The sequence below is a fragment of the Streptomyces sp. NPDC054847 genome (assembly GCF_053610925.1).
In genome coordinates, this window is sequence record NZ_JBSGZJ010000161.1 from 1 (window position 1) to 14,150 (window position 14,150).

Here is a 14,150-nt window from a genome sequence, read left to right on the forward strand (position 1 = left end):
AACCGGCACGAGCGGCAGGCACACCGGTGATTTCCGGTGCCGAGAATCGTGACGCGCGGCGTCATTGGCCTCGACGGCGTGTCCTTCTTGCAACCCGTACGGCACCGGACATCCGCGTGCTGCTCGACGTACGTCTGGCGTCGACGGTCGCCGGGCCACCGTGTGAACCCCGATTTCCGGCGGCTGCCGGCGGCCGCTGAGGACGGCGGCAGTCCTCGTCCACATGTCACTCCCGGCGGGAGTTCGCGACCCCGGCCCGTGAGCGAGCGGGGGCGGGGAGCTGCCCCGCGACGATCGCGGCGAGCGAGAGGCCGAACCCCGCGAGCTGGACCGGCCCGAACGTCTCGCCGAGCAGGACCGCGCCGAGGACCGCGGCGACCAGCGGCGACAGCAGGACGAGCACCGCGACAGAGGTGACGGGCAGTGTCGTGATGCCGCGGAACCACAGGACATAGGCGGCCAGGCCGCCGACCAGACCCAGCCACAGGTAGCCGAGTGCGGCGGCCGGGTCGACGTGAGGAGGTGCCCCCTCCGCGAGGAAGGTGACGGGCACCAGGAACAGGCCTCCCGCGGTGAGCTGCCAGCCGGCGAAGGCGGTGGGACCGGCCTCGGCCGGGCGTCCCCAGCGCTTGGTGAGCGTCACCCCCAGCGCCATCGTGGCCGCGCTCGCCAGGCCCGCCACGACGCCGAGGCCGTCGAACGCCGCGTTCGGCCCGATCACCACCAGACCGACGCCCACGACCCCGGTCGCTCCCCAGAAGAGGCGCCACGCGGACAGGCCCTCGCGAAGGACCGGCACCGCGAGGACCGCGACGACGAGCGGCTGCGCGGCCGCCAGCGTGGCGGCGACACCTCCCGGCAGGCGTTCGGCCGCGATGAACAGAAGCGGGAAGAACAGCCCGATGTTCAGCACTCCGAGCACCGCGGCCTTCCACCACCACGCGCCACGCGGCAGCGTCCGGGTGATGGCCAGTGCGATCAGACCGGCGGGCAACGCGCGCAGGAGTCCCGCGAACAGGGGGTGTCCGGGCGGGAGGAGCTCGGTGGTGACGACATAGGTCGTGCCCCATGCCAGCGGAGCGAGCGCGGTCAGGACGCTCCGCGGCAGGTTTCCTCCACGGGAAACACTGCTGACACCGCTGCTGGTTCGGTCAAGGACTCTCTGTGCTCCTGGACTTGTCACACCCGCAGTCTCGTCCGGCTGCGATCAATGAGTCCAACACATGCTTGTCACTCCACCGATCTCGATTCACGATAGATCCATGGAGCTCCAGCAGATGCGCTACGTCATCGCCGTGGCCGAGACGAACAGCTTCACCCGCGCCGCCGAACGGTGTCATGTGGTCCAGTCCGCCCTCAGCCACCAGGTCGCCCGGCTGGAACAGGAACTCGGCGCGAGGCTCTTCGAGCGCACCAGCCGCCGGGTGCGGCTGACACCGGCCGGCGCGGCGTTCCTCCCCGCCGCCCGCCAGTGCCTGGACGCCGCCGAGCGCGCGGCCGCCGAGGTGGCCGCGGCTGTCGGCGAGGTACGCGGACGGCTCGCCGTGGGCCTGATCCCCACGGTCGCCGCGGTCGATGTCCCCGCCGCGCTGCGCGACTTCCGCGGGCGGTACCCGCACGTACGCATCGGCCTGCGCGTGGGCGCGAGCGACGACCTGGCCAAGCAGGTCGAGCAGGGGGTCATCGACGTGGCCTTCCTCGGGCTGCCGACCACGGCGCGGCCTCAGGGTGTCGCCGCCCACGAAATCGCCCGTGGCCGGCTCGTCGCCGTGGTCGCGCCGGACCACCCTCTCGCCGACGAACCGACGGTCGACCTGCGCAGGCTTTCTTCCGAGGTATTCGTGGACCTGCCGGCCGGAACGGCCGGCAGGATCCAGTCCGACCAGGCCTTCGCGGCCGCCGGTCTCAGCCGCGACGTCGCCTTCGAAGTGACCACCGCGGACTTCATGGCCCGACTGGTCGGGCAGGGCCTCGGCATCGCCATGCTCCCGGCCGCCTACGTGCCCCAGCTCACCGGCGTGACCACCATCGAGGTCTCCGACGCGCCGGCCCGCGTCGAATACGTCGTCTGGAACCGCGTCGGCCGAACGCCCGCGGCGACCGCCTTCCTCACCGTCCTCGACCGGACCGGCGCGGGCGGGGCGCCCGATCCGCCGCGGCGGCGACCGCCTCCGCTCAGTAGCGGAGGTCAGATCAGGAACGCCGCTCGCCGGCCTGCTCGGCCCTCGCCGCGTTCTTCTCCTTGATGCGGGCGGCTTCCTTGCGGACCTCGGCCTGGGTGGCGCGCTCCTGCCGCAGCCAGTCCGGCATCTCCCGCTTCAGCTCGTCGATCTGCTCCGTGGTCAGGGCCTCGGTGACTCCGCCCCGCGCGAGGCCGGCGATGGAGACGCCCAGCTTCGCCGCGACCACCGGCCGGGGGTGCGGCCCGTCGCGGCGCAGGTCCAGCAGCCACTGGGGCGGGTCGGCCTGCAGAGCATTGAGCTCGTTGCGCGAGACGACACCCTCCTGGAACTCGGTGGGTGTGGCCGGAAGGTACACACCCAGCTTCTTCGCCGCTGTCGCGGGCTTCATCGTCTGGGTGGTCTGGTGCGACGTCATGGTGTCAAGGGTATCGAGAGGTGTTCGATGCCTCTGACCACGACCGGTAACCTGGCGGAGTGACAGGCTCCGACACATCCCCTTCGTTCCGGCTCGCGTACGTCCCCGGCGTGACGCCGACCAAGTGGGTACGGATCTGGCACGAGCGGCTCCCGGACGTCCCGTTGACCCTCGTCGCCGTCTCCGCGGCCGAAGCTCCCGGGATGCTGCGAAGCGGCGACGCCGACGCCGGTTTCGTGCGGTCGCCGATCGACCGGACCGATCTCAGCGCGATCCCCCTCTACACCGAGACCACGGTGGTGGTGGTCCCGAAGGACCACGCCGTGGCCGCCGTCGACGAGGTGACCGCCGAGGACCTCGCCGAAGACATCGTCCTGCACCCCCTCGACGACACCCTCGAATGGGAGCGCCTGCCGGGGCTGCCCGCGATGGAGCGTCCCGCCTCGACGGCGGACGCCGTCGAACTGGTGGCGGCGGGAGTGGGAGTGCTCGTCGTGCCGCAGTCGCTGGCCCGGCTGCACCACCGCAAGGACCTCACCTACCGGCCGGTCTCCGACGCCCCGGTGTCGCGTGTCGCCCTGTCCTGGCCGGAGGACGGGACCACCGATCTCGTGGAGCAGTTCATCGGCATCGTCCGGGGCCGGACCGTCAACAGCTCACGCGGCCGCCCGGCCCAGGCACAGCCGAAGGGCAAGCGTCCCGAGGCGGGCGACGCACGGCGGAAGGCCACCGGCGCCAAGACCTCGGGCGGAAAGACGTCCGGTAAGTCGTCGGGCGGAAAGTCCTCGGGCGGCCGGACGGCGGGCAAGGCCGCGGGCAGCGCTGCCGGGAAGCGGCCGCGGAGCGGCTCCGCCGGTGCGAAGGGCAGCAGGCGCGGCAAGCCGCGCCGCAGCTCGTAGCGGACCGGCGAGCCGGCGGCGGCCGGGGCCGTCGGAGCACCCCCCGAGCGCTGACGCCGGTGCTGATGAAGGAGGACCTGGGGGTCATCGTGACCGTGATCGGCCTGCTCATCGCGCGGCGCGGCGCCCGCCCGCTCGGAATCGTCACGGCGGTGTGCGGTGTGGTCGGGACACTTCTGGCGATGACCCGGCGTTCAACCCGAGGCCGACCGCGAGGGTTTCGTGCTGCTCAACCGGCCGGGCCCGGCACCGAAACCGTAAAGCCGTAAAAGGCGGCAGGAAACGCGGCGTCGGCGCCGGCGGGCCGCGCCGGGGCCGCGTTCAGGCGACCGCCTCCAGGCGCAGGCTCCAGCGGCCGGGCACACCGGTCAGGGTCACCGTCGACAGCGGTCGGACGTCCACGTTCCAGTACATCGAGGGGTGCGCCCGCAGCGCGTACACGAAAGCGGCCCGGACCACTGCGGGCTCCGCGACGGCGACGATCGAGCCTCCGTCGTCCGCCGGGCGGGTGTCCAGCCAGCCCCCTATGCGGGAGATGAACGCGAGCAGCGGTTCCCCGCCGTGCGGCGCGCTGCGCGGGTCGCAGAGCCACGCGTCGACGGCGGCGGGCTCCCTGGCGGTGACCTCCGCGAGGGTGTAGCCGCGCCAGCGGCCCATGTCGCAGTCGCGCAGCGCGGGCTGTGCCAGGGGCGCGAAGCCCAGGGCCTCCCCAGTTGCCCGGCTGCGCGGCGTCGGCGAGCAGTAGCGAAGCTCCGCGGCGCTGAGCGGCACGAGTGCGTGGGCGGCGAGCTGCACTTCGTGCCAGCCCGCCTGGTCGAGCGGCCGGTCGTCGTCGAAGCGCTCGGTGAGCAGCGAGGACGTGCGCGCGGCGGCGATCAGTGTGACCCGGACACTCATGGCGTGATGGTGCTGGCCGAAGCCTCGCAGGTCAAGGGTTTCCCGTGGGCGGGCGCACCGGGAGAGCGCCGTACGGTTCCCCGGTGGCTCTCCGCTTCCTCCCCCGCCCGGCGCCGGCACCCGCGCGGTCGGGCCGCCGGACCGTGCGGATCGGTCCGGCTCACGTGAGGCACGGTCGCCGACGGTGAGGCCCGCCGCACCGACGAAGCAGCACCCACGCGAGTGCAGACGGTCCCCGGCCGTACGGCTTCAGCGCAGCACTTCGTCGCAGGCGGTACGCAGCCTGTGCACGCCTTCGGCGATCTCGGCCGCGCCGGCGACGCCCGCGAAGCTCACCCGCACGTGTCCGCCGGGGGGTTCGGCGGAGAAGTACGGACGGCCCGGCGCGACGGCGACGCCGGCGCGGAGGGCGGCGGCGACGAAGGCGGACTCCTCGCTGCCCTCCGGCAGCCGCAGCCACAGGTGGTAGCCGCCGGAGGGGATGTGGGGAAGGGCGAGGTCGGGCACCTGGAGCCGCAGCGCTGCGGTCATGGTGTCCCGTCGGCTCTTCAGTTCGGCGGCGACGCCGCGCAGATGACGGCTCCATGCGGGCGCGCCCACCAGCTCCAGGGCCGCTTCCTGGAGGGGGCGGGGAACGAAGAAACTGTCGACGACATGGATGGCGCGTAGCCGTTCGAGGACCGGGCCGCGGGCGGCGAGCATCCCCACCCGCAGGCTGGGCGAGGTCGCCTTGGTGAGCGAGCTCACGTGGACGACGACTCCGTCCTGGTCGTCGGCGACCAGCGGAGGCGGCAGCGGTCCCCCGTCCTCGTGGACGAGCCGGCGGGCGAAGTCGTCCTCGACGACGAACGCCCCGGCCTCCCGCGCGATGCGCAGAACGGCGCCACGCCGCGCGGGTGCCAGCACCGCACCGGTCGGGTTCTGGAACAGCGGCTGGCAGACGAGGACCCGCGCGCCGGTGGCCCGGAAGGCGGCGGTGAGCAGCTCGGGCCGGACACCTTCGGTGTCGAGCGGGACGGGAACGGGCCGCAGGCCGGCGGCGCGGGCGATGGCGAGCATGCCCGGATAGCTGGGCGACTCGACGAGGACGGGCGCGCCGGGCGGTGCGAGCGCCCGCAACGCGGTGGTCAGCGCCGACTGGCCGCCCGCGGTGACCAGTACGTCGGCGGCGGTGACGGAGCCGCCGAGACCGCGGGCGAACCATTCACGCAGTTCGGGGAGCCCGTCGGTGGGCGGACGGCCCCACGCTCCGGGACGCCGGCCGGCACGGGCGAGCGCGGCCGCCATGGCGCTCTCCGGCTGGAGGCCGGGGTGCAGGTAGCCGCCGTTGAACTCGACGACACCCGGCGGCGGGGCGGCGAGGGTGACGAGCACGCCGGAGGCGTCGACCGCCCGCGGCACGATCTCGGCCGCGGCGTCGGCGCTGAGGGCCACCTCCTGCCAGGAGGTGTCGCCCACGGGGCGCACGTCGGGCCGCGGCTCCGCCCGGTACACGCCGGCGCCGGGCCGGGTCACGACGAGACCTTCCGCGGCGAGCTGCGCGAGAGCGCGGGACACGGTCACCGGGGACACCCTGAAGCGCTCGACGAGGGCACGGCTCGACGGCAGCTTTCCACCCATCGGATAGCGGTCGAGCTCTGCTTTCAGCGACTGCGCCAATTCGGCCACACTGCTACGCTCTTGCATGACAGCACAGGATAGCGCTACCGGCACCGGCTCGATAGCGGTCAGCAGCGGCACACTTCTCGCCGCGCTGGGCGTCGTCGCCTTCTCCCTGACGTTCCCGTCCACGGTCTGGGGGCTCGAGAGTTTCGGCCCCTGGTCGCTGGTCGCCGTGCGCAGCGCTCTCGCCGCGACCATCGCGGGCACGTTCCTTCTGGCGCTCCGCGTCCCGCTGCCCGACCGCCGCCACTGGGCCTCCCTGGCGACGGTCGCCGCCGGCGTGGTGGTGGGTTTCCCGTTGCTGACGACGCTCGCGCTCCAGACTTCGACCTCGTCGCACGCCGCCGTGGTGGTCGGTCTGCTGCCCCTGACCACCGCCGCGTTCGCCGCACTGCGTACGGGCCGCCGGCCGTCCCGGACGTTCTGGGCCGCGGCGCTCGCGGGCGCCGCGGTCGTGATCGCGTTCACGGTGCAGCAGAGCGGCGGCGCGCTGCACACCGGAGATCTGTATCTGTTCGGCGCGCTGCTGGTGTGTGCCGCGGGCTACACGGAGGGCGGCCGGCTCGCGCGGCTGATGCCGGGCTGGCAGGTGATCGGCTGGGCCCTGATCCTCTGCCTGCCGCCGGCCGTCGCCGGATCGGCCGTCGCCCTGGTGTACGAGCCGGTCCACCTCGGTGTGCGCGGTGTGATCGGGCTGGTCTGGGTCGCCGCCGGATCCACGTTCTTCGGGCTGTACGTCTGGTACCGGGGCATGGCAGCCATCGGGATCGCCAGGGCCAGTCAGCTCCAGCTCGCCCAGCCGCTGCTGACGCTCGTCTGGTCGGTGCTGCTGCTGGGTGAGGAGCTCTCCCCCGCGGCGCCGCTCGCGGCCGTGGCCGTCCTGGTCTGCATCGCCGTCACCCAGCGTTCCCGTACCTGAGGCGCACCTGAGGCGCGGTGCACTCCCTCGGCCGTAGACTCGAGAAAACGGACAAACCCATAGATAGAGCCGCTCCGAGGAGGTCAGTCGCGATGCAAGCGAACGTGGGCGACACGCTGCTGGTGCACGGCAGGACCGTGGGCCAGCACGACAAGGTCGCCGAAGTCGTCGAGGTGCTGGGGTCCGAAGGCAATCCGCCGTTCCGCGTCCGCTTCGAGGACGGGCACGAAGCGCTGATGTCCCCCGGACCCGACACCGTCGTCAGGCACCACGAGAAGACCTGACGCCACCCGGCGCGTCAGGCCGGCGGCCGGACCCTGGTCGGGTAGTGGTCGGCCACCACCCTGGTCATCGCCCCGATCGGGTCCGCCACGACCTCCATCGCCGAGAAGTAGCAGTGCCCGCCGACCGCCGGGTACCGCTTCGCGTACGTCAGATGCCGCGAGAGCTCGGCCGGGTCGTGCCAGGCCTCCGGCTGGCCCGCCACGCCCACCTTGTACAGGGCCTCCCCGATGAAGAGGTCGACGCCGGTGCCGTCCGCGACCTCCGCCCACCAGGGCACGAGCGCCTCGTAGGCCGCGGGCGGGAAGCCCATGTTCCAGTAGACCTGGGGGACGACGTAGTCGATCCACCCCTCCCTGACCCAGCGGCGGGTGTCCGCGTGCAGGTCGTCGTAGGTCTGCACACCGGCCGCCGTACGGGACCCCAGCGGATCCGTTGTGGCGTTGCGCCATACGCCGAACGGGCTGATCCCGAAGCGGACGTGCTTCTTCGCGGTCTTGATCCGGGCCGCCATCTCCCGCACCAGCCGGTTGATGTTGTCGCGCCGCCAGGCAGCCTTGTCGGCGAACCCGTCGCCGTACCGGGCGAAGGTCGCGTCGTCGTCGAAGACCTGGTCGGGCACCGGATACGGGTAGAAGTAGTCGTCGAAGTGGACGGCGTCGATGTCGTAGCGGACCACCGCGTCCATCATCGCGTCCTCGACGAAGCGCCGGACCTCCGGGATGCCCGGGTCGTAGTAGAGCTTCCCGCCGTACGCGACGATCCAGTCCGGGTGCAGCCGGGCGGGATGATTCTCGACGAGACGAGAGGGGTCGGTGTGACTGGCCACCCGGTACGGATTGAACCAGGCATGCAGCTCCAGCCCTCGCCGGTGGGCCTCCCGCACGGCCGTGCCGAGCGGGTCCCAGCCCGGGTCCTGCCCCTGGGCCCCGGTCAGATACTGGCTCCACGGCTCGTGCGGCGACGGCCACAGCGCGTCCGCCGTGGGCCGCACCTGGAGGACCACGGCGTTCAGCCGGCGCTCCACGGCGGTGTCGAAGTAGGCGAGCAGCTCCGCTCGCTGCCGGTCGGCCGTGAGGCCGGGCCGGGAGGGCCAGTCACGGTTGCCCACGGTGGCGAGCCACATCCCGCGGAACTCGCGCCCGGATCGGCGGCCGCGCCCCCGTCCGTGGGACGCCGCCGCGGGGACTCGGGCCGCCGCGTCACCGGCTGTCGCGAACGCGGCGAGCGCCCCCGCAGCCGTCACCACGAACCCTCTTCTGCCGATTCGCCCCATATTTCCACCCCTGTCGGGCTCGGTGTCCGCCGTCGTATCCGCAGAGCATGCCCGCCCCGGGCGCTCGGCCACCCACGCGTTCGGAGTAACGTCGGGGCGTCGGGCGGGCGCCGGAACCATACGGGGGACCTGCCGACAGAAAGATCAGCGAAAGGCACGAGGTGACGGACTCAATGGCCGACATTGCACGCGTCGGAGTGGTGGGTTGCGGCCAGATGGGCGCGGGCATCGCGGAGGTGTGCGCCCGCAGCGGCCTCGAGGTGAAGGTGGCCGAGACCACGGGCGAGGCCCTGGAGATCGGTCGCACCCGGTTGTTCAACTCCCTCTCCAAGGCCGCCGAACGCGGCAAGATCACGGACGAGGAGCGGGACGCCACCCTGGACAGGCTGAGCTTCACGACCGACCTCGGGGAGTTCGCCGACCGCGATCTCGTCATCGAGGCCGTGGTGGAGAACGAGCAGGTCAAGACGGAGATCTTCCAGGTGCTGGACCAGGTGGTGACGCGTCAGGACGCGATCCTCGCCTCCAACACCTCCTCGATCCCGCTGGTGAAGCTGGCCGTCGCGACCTCCCGTCCGGACCAGGTCATCGGCATCCACTTCTTCAACCCGGCCCCGGTGCAGAGGCTCGTCGAGCTGATCCCGGCGCTGACCACCTCCGAGGAGACCATCAAGCGCTCGGAGGCCGTGGTGCAGCAGGTGCTGGACAAGCACCCGATCCGCGCCCAGGACCGCTCGGGCTTCGTGGTCAACGCGCTGCTCATCCCGTACCTCCTCTCGGCGATCCGGATGTTCGAGTCCGGCATCGCGTCGCGCGAGGACATCGACAACGGCATGGAGATGGGCTGCGCTCATCCCATGGGCCCGCTGAAGCTGTCCGACCTGATCGGCCTCGACACCGTGGCCTCGGTCGCCGACAGCATGTACACGGAGTACAAGGAGCCGCTGTACGCCGCTCCCCCGCTGCTCCAGCGGATGGTGGACGCGGGCCGGCTCGGCCGCAAGACGGGCTCTGGCTTCTACACGTACTCCTGAACCCCGCCACCGAGCCGGCACTCCTGAACCGCCACCGAGCCGGCCCGGCGTCAGGTGAGCCGCAGGTGGTGCAGCATCAGCAGCCCGGCCGCCATCGCGGCGGCCGGGACCTCGCCCCGGGCGATCATGTCGGGCACCAGCTTCAGCGGTATCCACTCGCGGCGCGAGGACTCGAAGTCGTCCTCCGGGTGCCCCGTGTAGGCGGCCTCCTCGGCCCAGTAGATGTGGTGGCGGGCGTCGGTGAGGCCGTTGGACGGCTCCACTGTCATCAGGTGCTGGAGGGGACCGGGCCGCCAGCCCGTCTCCTCCTCCATCTCCCTCGCCGCCGCTGCCGCCACGTCCTCGCCGTCCTCGACGACGCCCGCGGCGAGTTCCCAGCCCCAGCTGTCGGTGATGAAACGGTGCCGCCACAGCATCAGCACCTCGTTGGCGTCGTTGACCACGGTCGCGACGGCGACGGGGCGGAGACGGATCAGGAAATGGTCCAGGTGCCGGCCGTCGGGCAGCTCGACATCCGCGAGGTTGACCCTGAACCACCGGTTCTCGTACACGGTTTGTTCGCTCAAGTTCGTCCACTGCACGTTTCTGCCACCTTCCGACAAGTAGATGGCCAACATGGCAGCAGGAGCTCGGTCAGAGGGGAACGCGGAGCGCACCGTCGATGAGTTCTGCGGCCTCCTCCGCACCGGCGCAGCCGCTCGCCGCCAGGTGCTCGCGCACCGCCCGCATCCGGTCCCTCAGCCGCTGCGACTCCATCCCCCGGGCACGTTCCACCATCTCCGCAGCCGTCCGCGCCGCACGGTCCACCTCGCCCTGGCGCAGCTCGATCTGGCTGAGCATGGCGAGCCGGTGCACCCGGCCACGGTCGTGCGCCGGCGTGCCGACGGCGGCAGCCGCGTGCTCCCTCGCCGCCGCCAGCTCCCCCAGACCGAGCAGCGCCTCCGCCACCTGGACGTTGACCAGACCCGGCTGGACGTAACCGGTCTCGTCCGGCTCGTGGCCGGGACGGATCCGCTCGGCCTCCGACTCGGCACGCGCGATGCAGCGCCGCGCGCTCGGTCCGTCCCCCAGGTGCGCGTACGCCTTGGCCTGCATCGCGTACAGGTCGGCAGCCAGCGCCGGAGTGATCCGCCGGCCCGCCGTCCGCAGCGCCGCCTCCGCGAAGGCGACCGCCTGGCGGTGCTCCGACATGAACAGCGACTGGTTGACCAGCAGCGCGATCACATACGCGCCGAGCCCCCGGTCACCGCTCGCCTTGGCCAGCCGCAGTGCCTGATGGAAGTAGCGCTGCGCCGGGCCCTGCGCGTCGGAGTCGTAGGCGCAGATGCCGGCCACCGCCACCAAACCACCGGCGGCGCGGTGCAGTTGGCGGCCGAGAGCGTCGCCGTACGAGCCGCGCAGAAGCGGCGCCGTCTCCGCGTGGAGGAAGCCGACGACACGCGAGCGGGTCGCGATGCCGCCGGCGCGCCGGTACATCAACTCGTAGTGCGCGCGGGCGGATCTGAGCATCTGTATGTCGGACATGTCGACGCGGGTGCAGCCGTCGCGTGAGACGTCCGAGTCCTCCGGCGGGTTCTCCCACTCCCACACCGGCATCACCGCGGGAGTGCCGGTGACCGCGGGCGCACCCGCGTCCCCGGACCGCTGCTGGGCGTCGAAGCGCCACAGGGCGGTGGCCCGCTCCACGAACCCGGACAGGGACGAACCCCGGGGCGAGGCGGGCGCGTCCGGTACGCCGAGCCCCACGTCGTCGAGAGTGACCGCACGCTGCAACCGCTCCGCGAGCACCTCGCAGATCAGATCGGGAACCCGGCCGCGGGGCCGTTGGCCCTTCAACCACCGTGCCACCGCGGTGTGTTCGTAGCGCAACGACAGACCCCTGGCCGAGCCCGCCCGGTTGACGCGGGCGGCGAGGCCCGCGTGGGAGAAGCCCGCCTCTTCGAGCAGGGCGTCGAGAAGGGTGTTCGGCTGCACGGCCACCTCCGGTGACTTGCGTCCGCTCAGGGTAGTGGAGACCGTTTCGCACGGGGTGTGAAACAAGTGCGCTTTTCCACGCCTTGCGTGCGCTCCCGGCGTGCGGCCGGGGCCGGTTGACTGAACTGCCTCTCACAGAGGCGGCCGGGCCGCCGGCTCCCCCTCGTACAGTGCGGCGGCCCCGATCGCGTCGTCCGTCCTGCTGATCTGCCCGACACTCCGCGGCAGGGCGGGCGACGCCGGCCGCGGGCGGCCCGGCCGGTCCATCGGACCCTTACCGGCCCGCCCCTCGCACGGCGCGGACCGGCTTCCCCCTCCGGCCCGCGCCGTTTCGCGTCGCGGGGCGGGTGGGGGTGGCAGTGGGGGCGGTCCGGACCCGGCCCGGCTTCTCCAGCGCATGTTTCTGTGCTGTGCTGGAGGAGTCGGGCAGGGTCCGTCATCTCGCGGCCGACAGCGGTCGATGCGGCAGTCGCGAGCCCGTGGTGAAGCGCCGGGCGGTCGCAGCGGGCGGCGGAACGGCCTCCTGGGAGGAATTCCATGCTGCACCGCCACATTGCCGCCCCCTCGCCGGCACAGTCGGGCAACCTCCTGCCGCGGCGTGATCTCGCTGCCGCCTGGATCCTCATGGCCCTGCTCGCCGCGTCGGCATGGGTACTCACTGTCGCCCAGTCCCACGACATGGCCATGGAGCCGGGAACCATGGGTCTGGCGCTGCCGCTCTTCCTGCTGCTGTGGGTGACCATGATGGTCGCCATGATGTTCCCGTCCATGGCGCCGGTGGCGATCACCTGGGCGCGGGCGATCGGCCGGCAGTCGGCCGGCGCCGCCCGCGCTGCTCGGATCGCCCAGTTCGCCGGGGGCTATCTGATCGCCTGGACGGCATTCGGTCTGGTCGCGTACGGGGCATTGGCAGCGACCGCGACGCTGGTGGACGGCCGTCCCGAGGCAGGTCGCTGGCTGGGTGCCGCCGCGTTCCTGCTCGCGGGGCTGTACCAGTTCGGGCCGCTGAAGCGCGTATGTCTGCTGCACTGCCGCAATCCGCTCTCGCACCTCGTCCGGTACGCGCGCTTCCGGCCGTGGGCCCGCGATCTGCGCGTGGGGGCGCATCACGGGCTCTACTGTGTGGGCTGCTGCTGGGGCCTGATGATCGTCCTCCTCCCGCTCGGCGTGATGAACGTGGCGGCCATGGCCGCCCTGGCGGCGGTCATCTTCCTGGAGAAGCTGTGGCGGTGGGGCCCATGGCTCACCTGGGCGGTCGGCATCGCCTTCCTGGTCCTGGCCGCACTCGCACCCTTCCAGGAATGGCTGCTGCCCGGCCTCCACATGTCCGAGCCCGCGATGTAGCCGTTTTCCTCCTGGGCCGGTAGGGCGCACTCTGGAATGGAGGCCGCTTCCCGAACCCGAGAGCGGGCTCGGGACACCCGGTCTCGCCACTCCCAGTGAGCTCGTACGGGCTCGTCAGGAGGGAAGCGAGATGACTGAACAGGCCACCACCGGTACGCGCTGGCACCTGACCGGCGACTGGTTCGACGTGTGCAAGTGCGCCATTCCGTGCCCCTGCACGTTCGCCCAGCCCCCCACCTACGGCGACTGCGAGGGCGTGCTGGCCTGGCACATCCGGGAAGGCACCTTCGGCGACGTGCGGCTGGACGATCTCAACGTGCTGATGCTCGGCTCCTTCGTCGGCAACGCATGGGCCCGCGAGCACACCGACGCGTACGCCGCGGTGTTCTTCGACGAGCGCGCCGACGAGCGGCAGCGCGCCGCCCTTCAGAGCATCTTCGGCGGTGAGGCGGGCGGATGGCCCGCGGAGTTCGGTGAGATGTTCGGCCCCGAGATGCGGGGCATGGAGTTCGCTCCCATCCGGATCGAGATCGACGAGGACCTGGGCGCCTGGCGCGCGGAGATCCCCGGGCGGGTGACGGCACGCGCCGAGGCGCTGACCGGGCCGACCACTCCGGAGGGCGCACGTGTACAGGTGCACAACCCACCCGGCGCCGAGGTCGGGCCCGGCCAGATCGCGACCTGGGGACGGGCCACCACCGACCGCGCCGACGCCTATGGCTTCACCTGGGAGCGCTCGGGGAAGTCGAGCAAGCACTTCCCCTTCGACTGGAGCGGCCCGGACGAACAGTCCGGCTGAAGCGGCGCGATCGTCGGTCTCCGCGAGACCCCAGGGCGGCTGGCTGTCCAAGGCGCACGACCGGATGTGCGCTCGCCCCTGCCGGCGCGGCCCGCCGGAGGCCGGAACCGTCATGCCGGCACCGCTGCGCGCCTAGGGGCGCCCGGCCGACCTGACCGGGGATGGGGCCGGTGCCTCACGGCTGGAAGCACTACTACTGGATGTCCGGCGAGGTGGCGGCGTTGCGCGATGACGTGATCGACGTGCTGGTCGCGCATCCCGTCCCGGTCGCCTCGCCCCCGTCGCACACGCTGGTCTTCCGCTCGGGGGCGATCCGTCCCCGCGCCTGAGGACGCCCCGGCGACCCGCACCGCGTCGCGGCCACGCGATCGACGTCAACGGCGCGTGACCGCCCAAGGAACCGGTGGCCGGCCGGGCGAGAAGTCGGAAGGGCCCGCCGCAGGCGCCACCCTGCCCCGCCACGCGG

15 protein-coding genes are annotated in these 14,150 nt (G+C 72.3%); 8 read left to right on the forward strand and 7 right to left on the reverse strand.

Annotated elements, in window-relative coordinates; all coding sequences use genetic code 11:
- Positions 1-226: 226 nt before the first annotated feature.
- Positions 227-1,183, reverse strand: a complete 957-nt coding sequence (locus ACWGH4_RS17880) for an EamA family transporter (protein WP_453461597.1) — start codon at positions 1,181-1,183, stop codon at positions 227-229.
- A 79-nt stretch (positions 1,184-1,262) separates the two neighbouring features.
- Between ACWGH4_RS17880 and ACWGH4_RS17885 the strand changes: the two genes are divergently transcribed.
- The gene (locus ACWGH4_RS17885) at positions 1,263-2,246 is read left to right on the forward strand and encodes a LysR family transcriptional regulator (RefSeq protein WP_453461600.1); all 984 of its coding nucleotides are present in this window, start codon (positions 1,263-1,265) and stop codon (positions 2,244-2,246) included.
- On the opposite strand, the gene ACWGH4_RS17890 is transcribed toward ACWGH4_RS17885, so the two are convergent.
- Positions 2,194-2,598 carry a DUF5997 family protein gene (locus ACWGH4_RS17890; protein WP_441265354.1) on the reverse strand — a complete coding sequence of 135 codons (405 nt, stop codon included), beginning with the start codon at positions 2,596-2,598 and terminating at the stop codon, positions 2,194-2,196. The two genes, ACWGH4_RS17885 and ACWGH4_RS17890, sit on opposite strands and share 53 nt — an antisense overlap.
- Positions 2,599-2,657: 59 nt before the next feature.
- Between ACWGH4_RS17890 and ACWGH4_RS17895 the strand changes: the two genes are divergently transcribed.
- Positions 2,658-3,497 carry a LysR substrate-binding domain-containing protein gene (locus ACWGH4_RS17895; RefSeq protein ID WP_453461603.1) on the forward strand — a complete coding sequence of 280 codons (840 nt, stop codon included), beginning with the start codon at positions 2,658-2,660 and terminating at the stop codon, positions 3,495-3,497.
- Between the two features lie 321 nt (positions 3,498-3,818).
- On the opposite strand, the gene ACWGH4_RS17900 is transcribed toward ACWGH4_RS17895, so the two are convergent.
- Both ACWGH4_RS17900 and ACWGH4_RS17905 read right to left on the reverse strand, forming a co-directional pair.
- Positions 3,819-4,394 (reverse strand): histidine phosphatase family protein, encoded by a 576-nt coding sequence (locus tag ACWGH4_RS17900; RefSeq protein ID WP_364591176.1) that lies wholly within the window; start codon positions 4,392-4,394, stop codon positions 3,819-3,821.
- A 249-nt stretch (positions 4,395-4,643) separates the two neighbouring features.
- Positions 4,644-6,080 (reverse strand): aminotransferase-like domain-containing protein, encoded by a 1,437-nt coding sequence (locus ACWGH4_RS17905; RefSeq protein ID WP_453461607.1) that lies wholly within the window; start codon positions 6,078-6,080, stop codon positions 4,644-4,646.
- On the opposite strand from ACWGH4_RS17905, the gene ACWGH4_RS17910 reads away from it, so the two are divergent.
- Positions 6,079-6,975 carry a DMT family transporter gene (locus ACWGH4_RS17910; RefSeq protein ID WP_453461610.1) on the forward strand — a complete coding sequence of 299 codons (897 nt, stop codon included), beginning with the start codon at positions 6,079-6,081 and terminating at the stop codon, positions 6,973-6,975. The two genes, ACWGH4_RS17905 and ACWGH4_RS17910, sit on opposite strands and share 2 nt — an antisense overlap.
- A gap of 92 nt (positions 6,976-7,067) precedes the next feature.
- A complete protein-coding gene (locus tag ACWGH4_RS17915) occupies positions 7,068-7,259 on the forward strand; it encodes a DUF1918 domain-containing protein (protein WP_159693722.1) in 192 nt (63 codons plus the stop codon).
- A 14-nt stretch (positions 7,260-7,273) separates the two neighbouring features.
- On the opposite strand, the gene ACWGH4_RS17920 is transcribed toward ACWGH4_RS17915, so the two are convergent.
- On the reverse strand, positions 7,274-8,533 hold the full coding sequence (locus ACWGH4_RS17920; protein WP_453461613.1) for a glycoside hydrolase family 10 protein: 1,260 nt from the start codon (positions 8,531-8,533) through the stop codon (positions 7,274-7,276).
- 173 nt (positions 8,534-8,706) lie between these two features.
- Between ACWGH4_RS17920 and ACWGH4_RS17925 the strand changes: the two genes are divergently transcribed.
- Complete coding sequence (locus ACWGH4_RS17925; protein WP_441265360.1) at positions 8,707-9,567, forward strand: 3-hydroxybutyryl-CoA dehydrogenase; 861 nt, start codon at positions 8,707-8,709, stop codon at positions 9,565-9,567.
- Positions 9,568-9,617: 50 nt separating this feature from the next.
- On the opposite strand, the gene ACWGH4_RS17930 is transcribed toward ACWGH4_RS17925, so the two are convergent.
- Both ACWGH4_RS17930 and ACWGH4_RS17935 read right to left on the reverse strand, forming a co-directional pair.
- Complete coding sequence (locus ACWGH4_RS17930; RefSeq protein WP_453461616.1) at positions 9,618-10,148, reverse strand: NUDIX domain-containing protein; 531 nt, start codon at positions 10,146-10,148, stop codon at positions 9,618-9,620.
- A gap of 52 nt (positions 10,149-10,200) precedes the next feature.
- Positions 10,201-11,541 (reverse strand): transcriptional regulator, encoded by a 1,341-nt coding sequence (locus ACWGH4_RS17935; RefSeq protein ID WP_453461619.1) that lies wholly within the window; start codon positions 11,539-11,541, stop codon positions 10,201-10,203.
- Positions 11,542-12,078: 537 nt separating this feature from the next.
- On the opposite strand from ACWGH4_RS17935, the gene ACWGH4_RS17940 reads away from it, so the two are divergent.
- The 3 genes from ACWGH4_RS17940 (at position 12,079) to ACWGH4_RS17950 (ending at position 14,013) form a co-directional block, all read left to right on the forward strand.
- On the forward strand, positions 12,079-12,885 hold the full coding sequence (locus ACWGH4_RS17940) for a DUF2182 domain-containing protein (protein WP_441265363.1): 807 nt from the start codon (positions 12,079-12,081) through the stop codon (positions 12,883-12,885).
- Between the two features lie 130 nt (positions 12,886-13,015).
- The gene (locus tag ACWGH4_RS17945; RefSeq protein WP_441265364.1) at positions 13,016-13,684 is read left to right on the forward strand and encodes a DUF1326 domain-containing protein; all 669 of its coding nucleotides are present in this window, start codon (positions 13,016-13,018) and stop codon (positions 13,682-13,684) included.
- 170 nt (positions 13,685-13,854) lie between these two features.
- Positions 13,855-14,013 (forward strand): hypothetical protein, encoded by a 159-nt coding sequence (locus ACWGH4_RS17950; protein ID WP_453461623.1) that lies wholly within the window; start codon positions 13,855-13,857, stop codon positions 14,011-14,013.
- Positions 14,014-14,150: the final 137 nt, after the last annotated feature.

Excerpts from the sequence above, each read along its gene's own strand:
- ACWGH4_RS17885 (WP_453461600.1), top strand. The coding sequence starts at position 1,263 with ATGGAGCTCCAGCAGATGCGCTACGTCATCGCCGTGGCCGAGACGAAC.
- ACWGH4_RS17890 (WP_441265354.1), bottom strand. The coding sequence starts at position 2,598 with ATGACGTCGCACCAGACCACCCAGACGATGAAGCCCGCGACAGCGGCG.
- ACWGH4_RS17900 (WP_364591176.1), bottom strand. The coding sequence starts at position 4,394 with ATGAGTGTCCGGGTCACACTGATCGCCGCCGCGCGCACGTCCTCGCTG.
- ACWGH4_RS17910 (WP_453461610.1), top strand. The coding sequence starts at position 6,079 with ATGACAGCACAGGATAGCGCTACCGGCACCGGCTCGATAGCGGTCAGC.
- ACWGH4_RS17905 (WP_453461607.1), bottom strand. The coding sequence starts at position 6,080 with ATGCAAGAGCGTAGCAGTGTGGCCGAATTGGCGCAGTCGCTGAAAGCA.
- ACWGH4_RS17915 (WP_159693722.1), top strand. The coding sequence starts at position 7,068 with ATGCAAGCGAACGTGGGCGACACGCTGCTGGTGCACGGCAGGACCGTG.
- ACWGH4_RS17920 (WP_453461613.1), bottom strand. The coding sequence starts at position 8,533 with ATGGGGCGAATCGGCAGAAGAGGGTTCGTGGTGACGGCTGCGGGGGCG.
- ACWGH4_RS17925 (WP_441265360.1), top strand. The coding sequence starts at position 8,707 with ATGGCCGACATTGCACGCGTCGGAGTGGTGGGTTGCGGCCAGATGGGC.
- ACWGH4_RS17940 (WP_441265363.1), top strand. The coding sequence starts at position 12,079 with ATGCTGCACCGCCACATTGCCGCCCCCTCGCCGGCACAGTCGGGCAAC.
- ACWGH4_RS17945 (WP_441265364.1), top strand. The coding sequence starts at position 13,016 with ATGACTGAACAGGCCACCACCGGTACGCGCTGGCACCTGACCGGCGAC.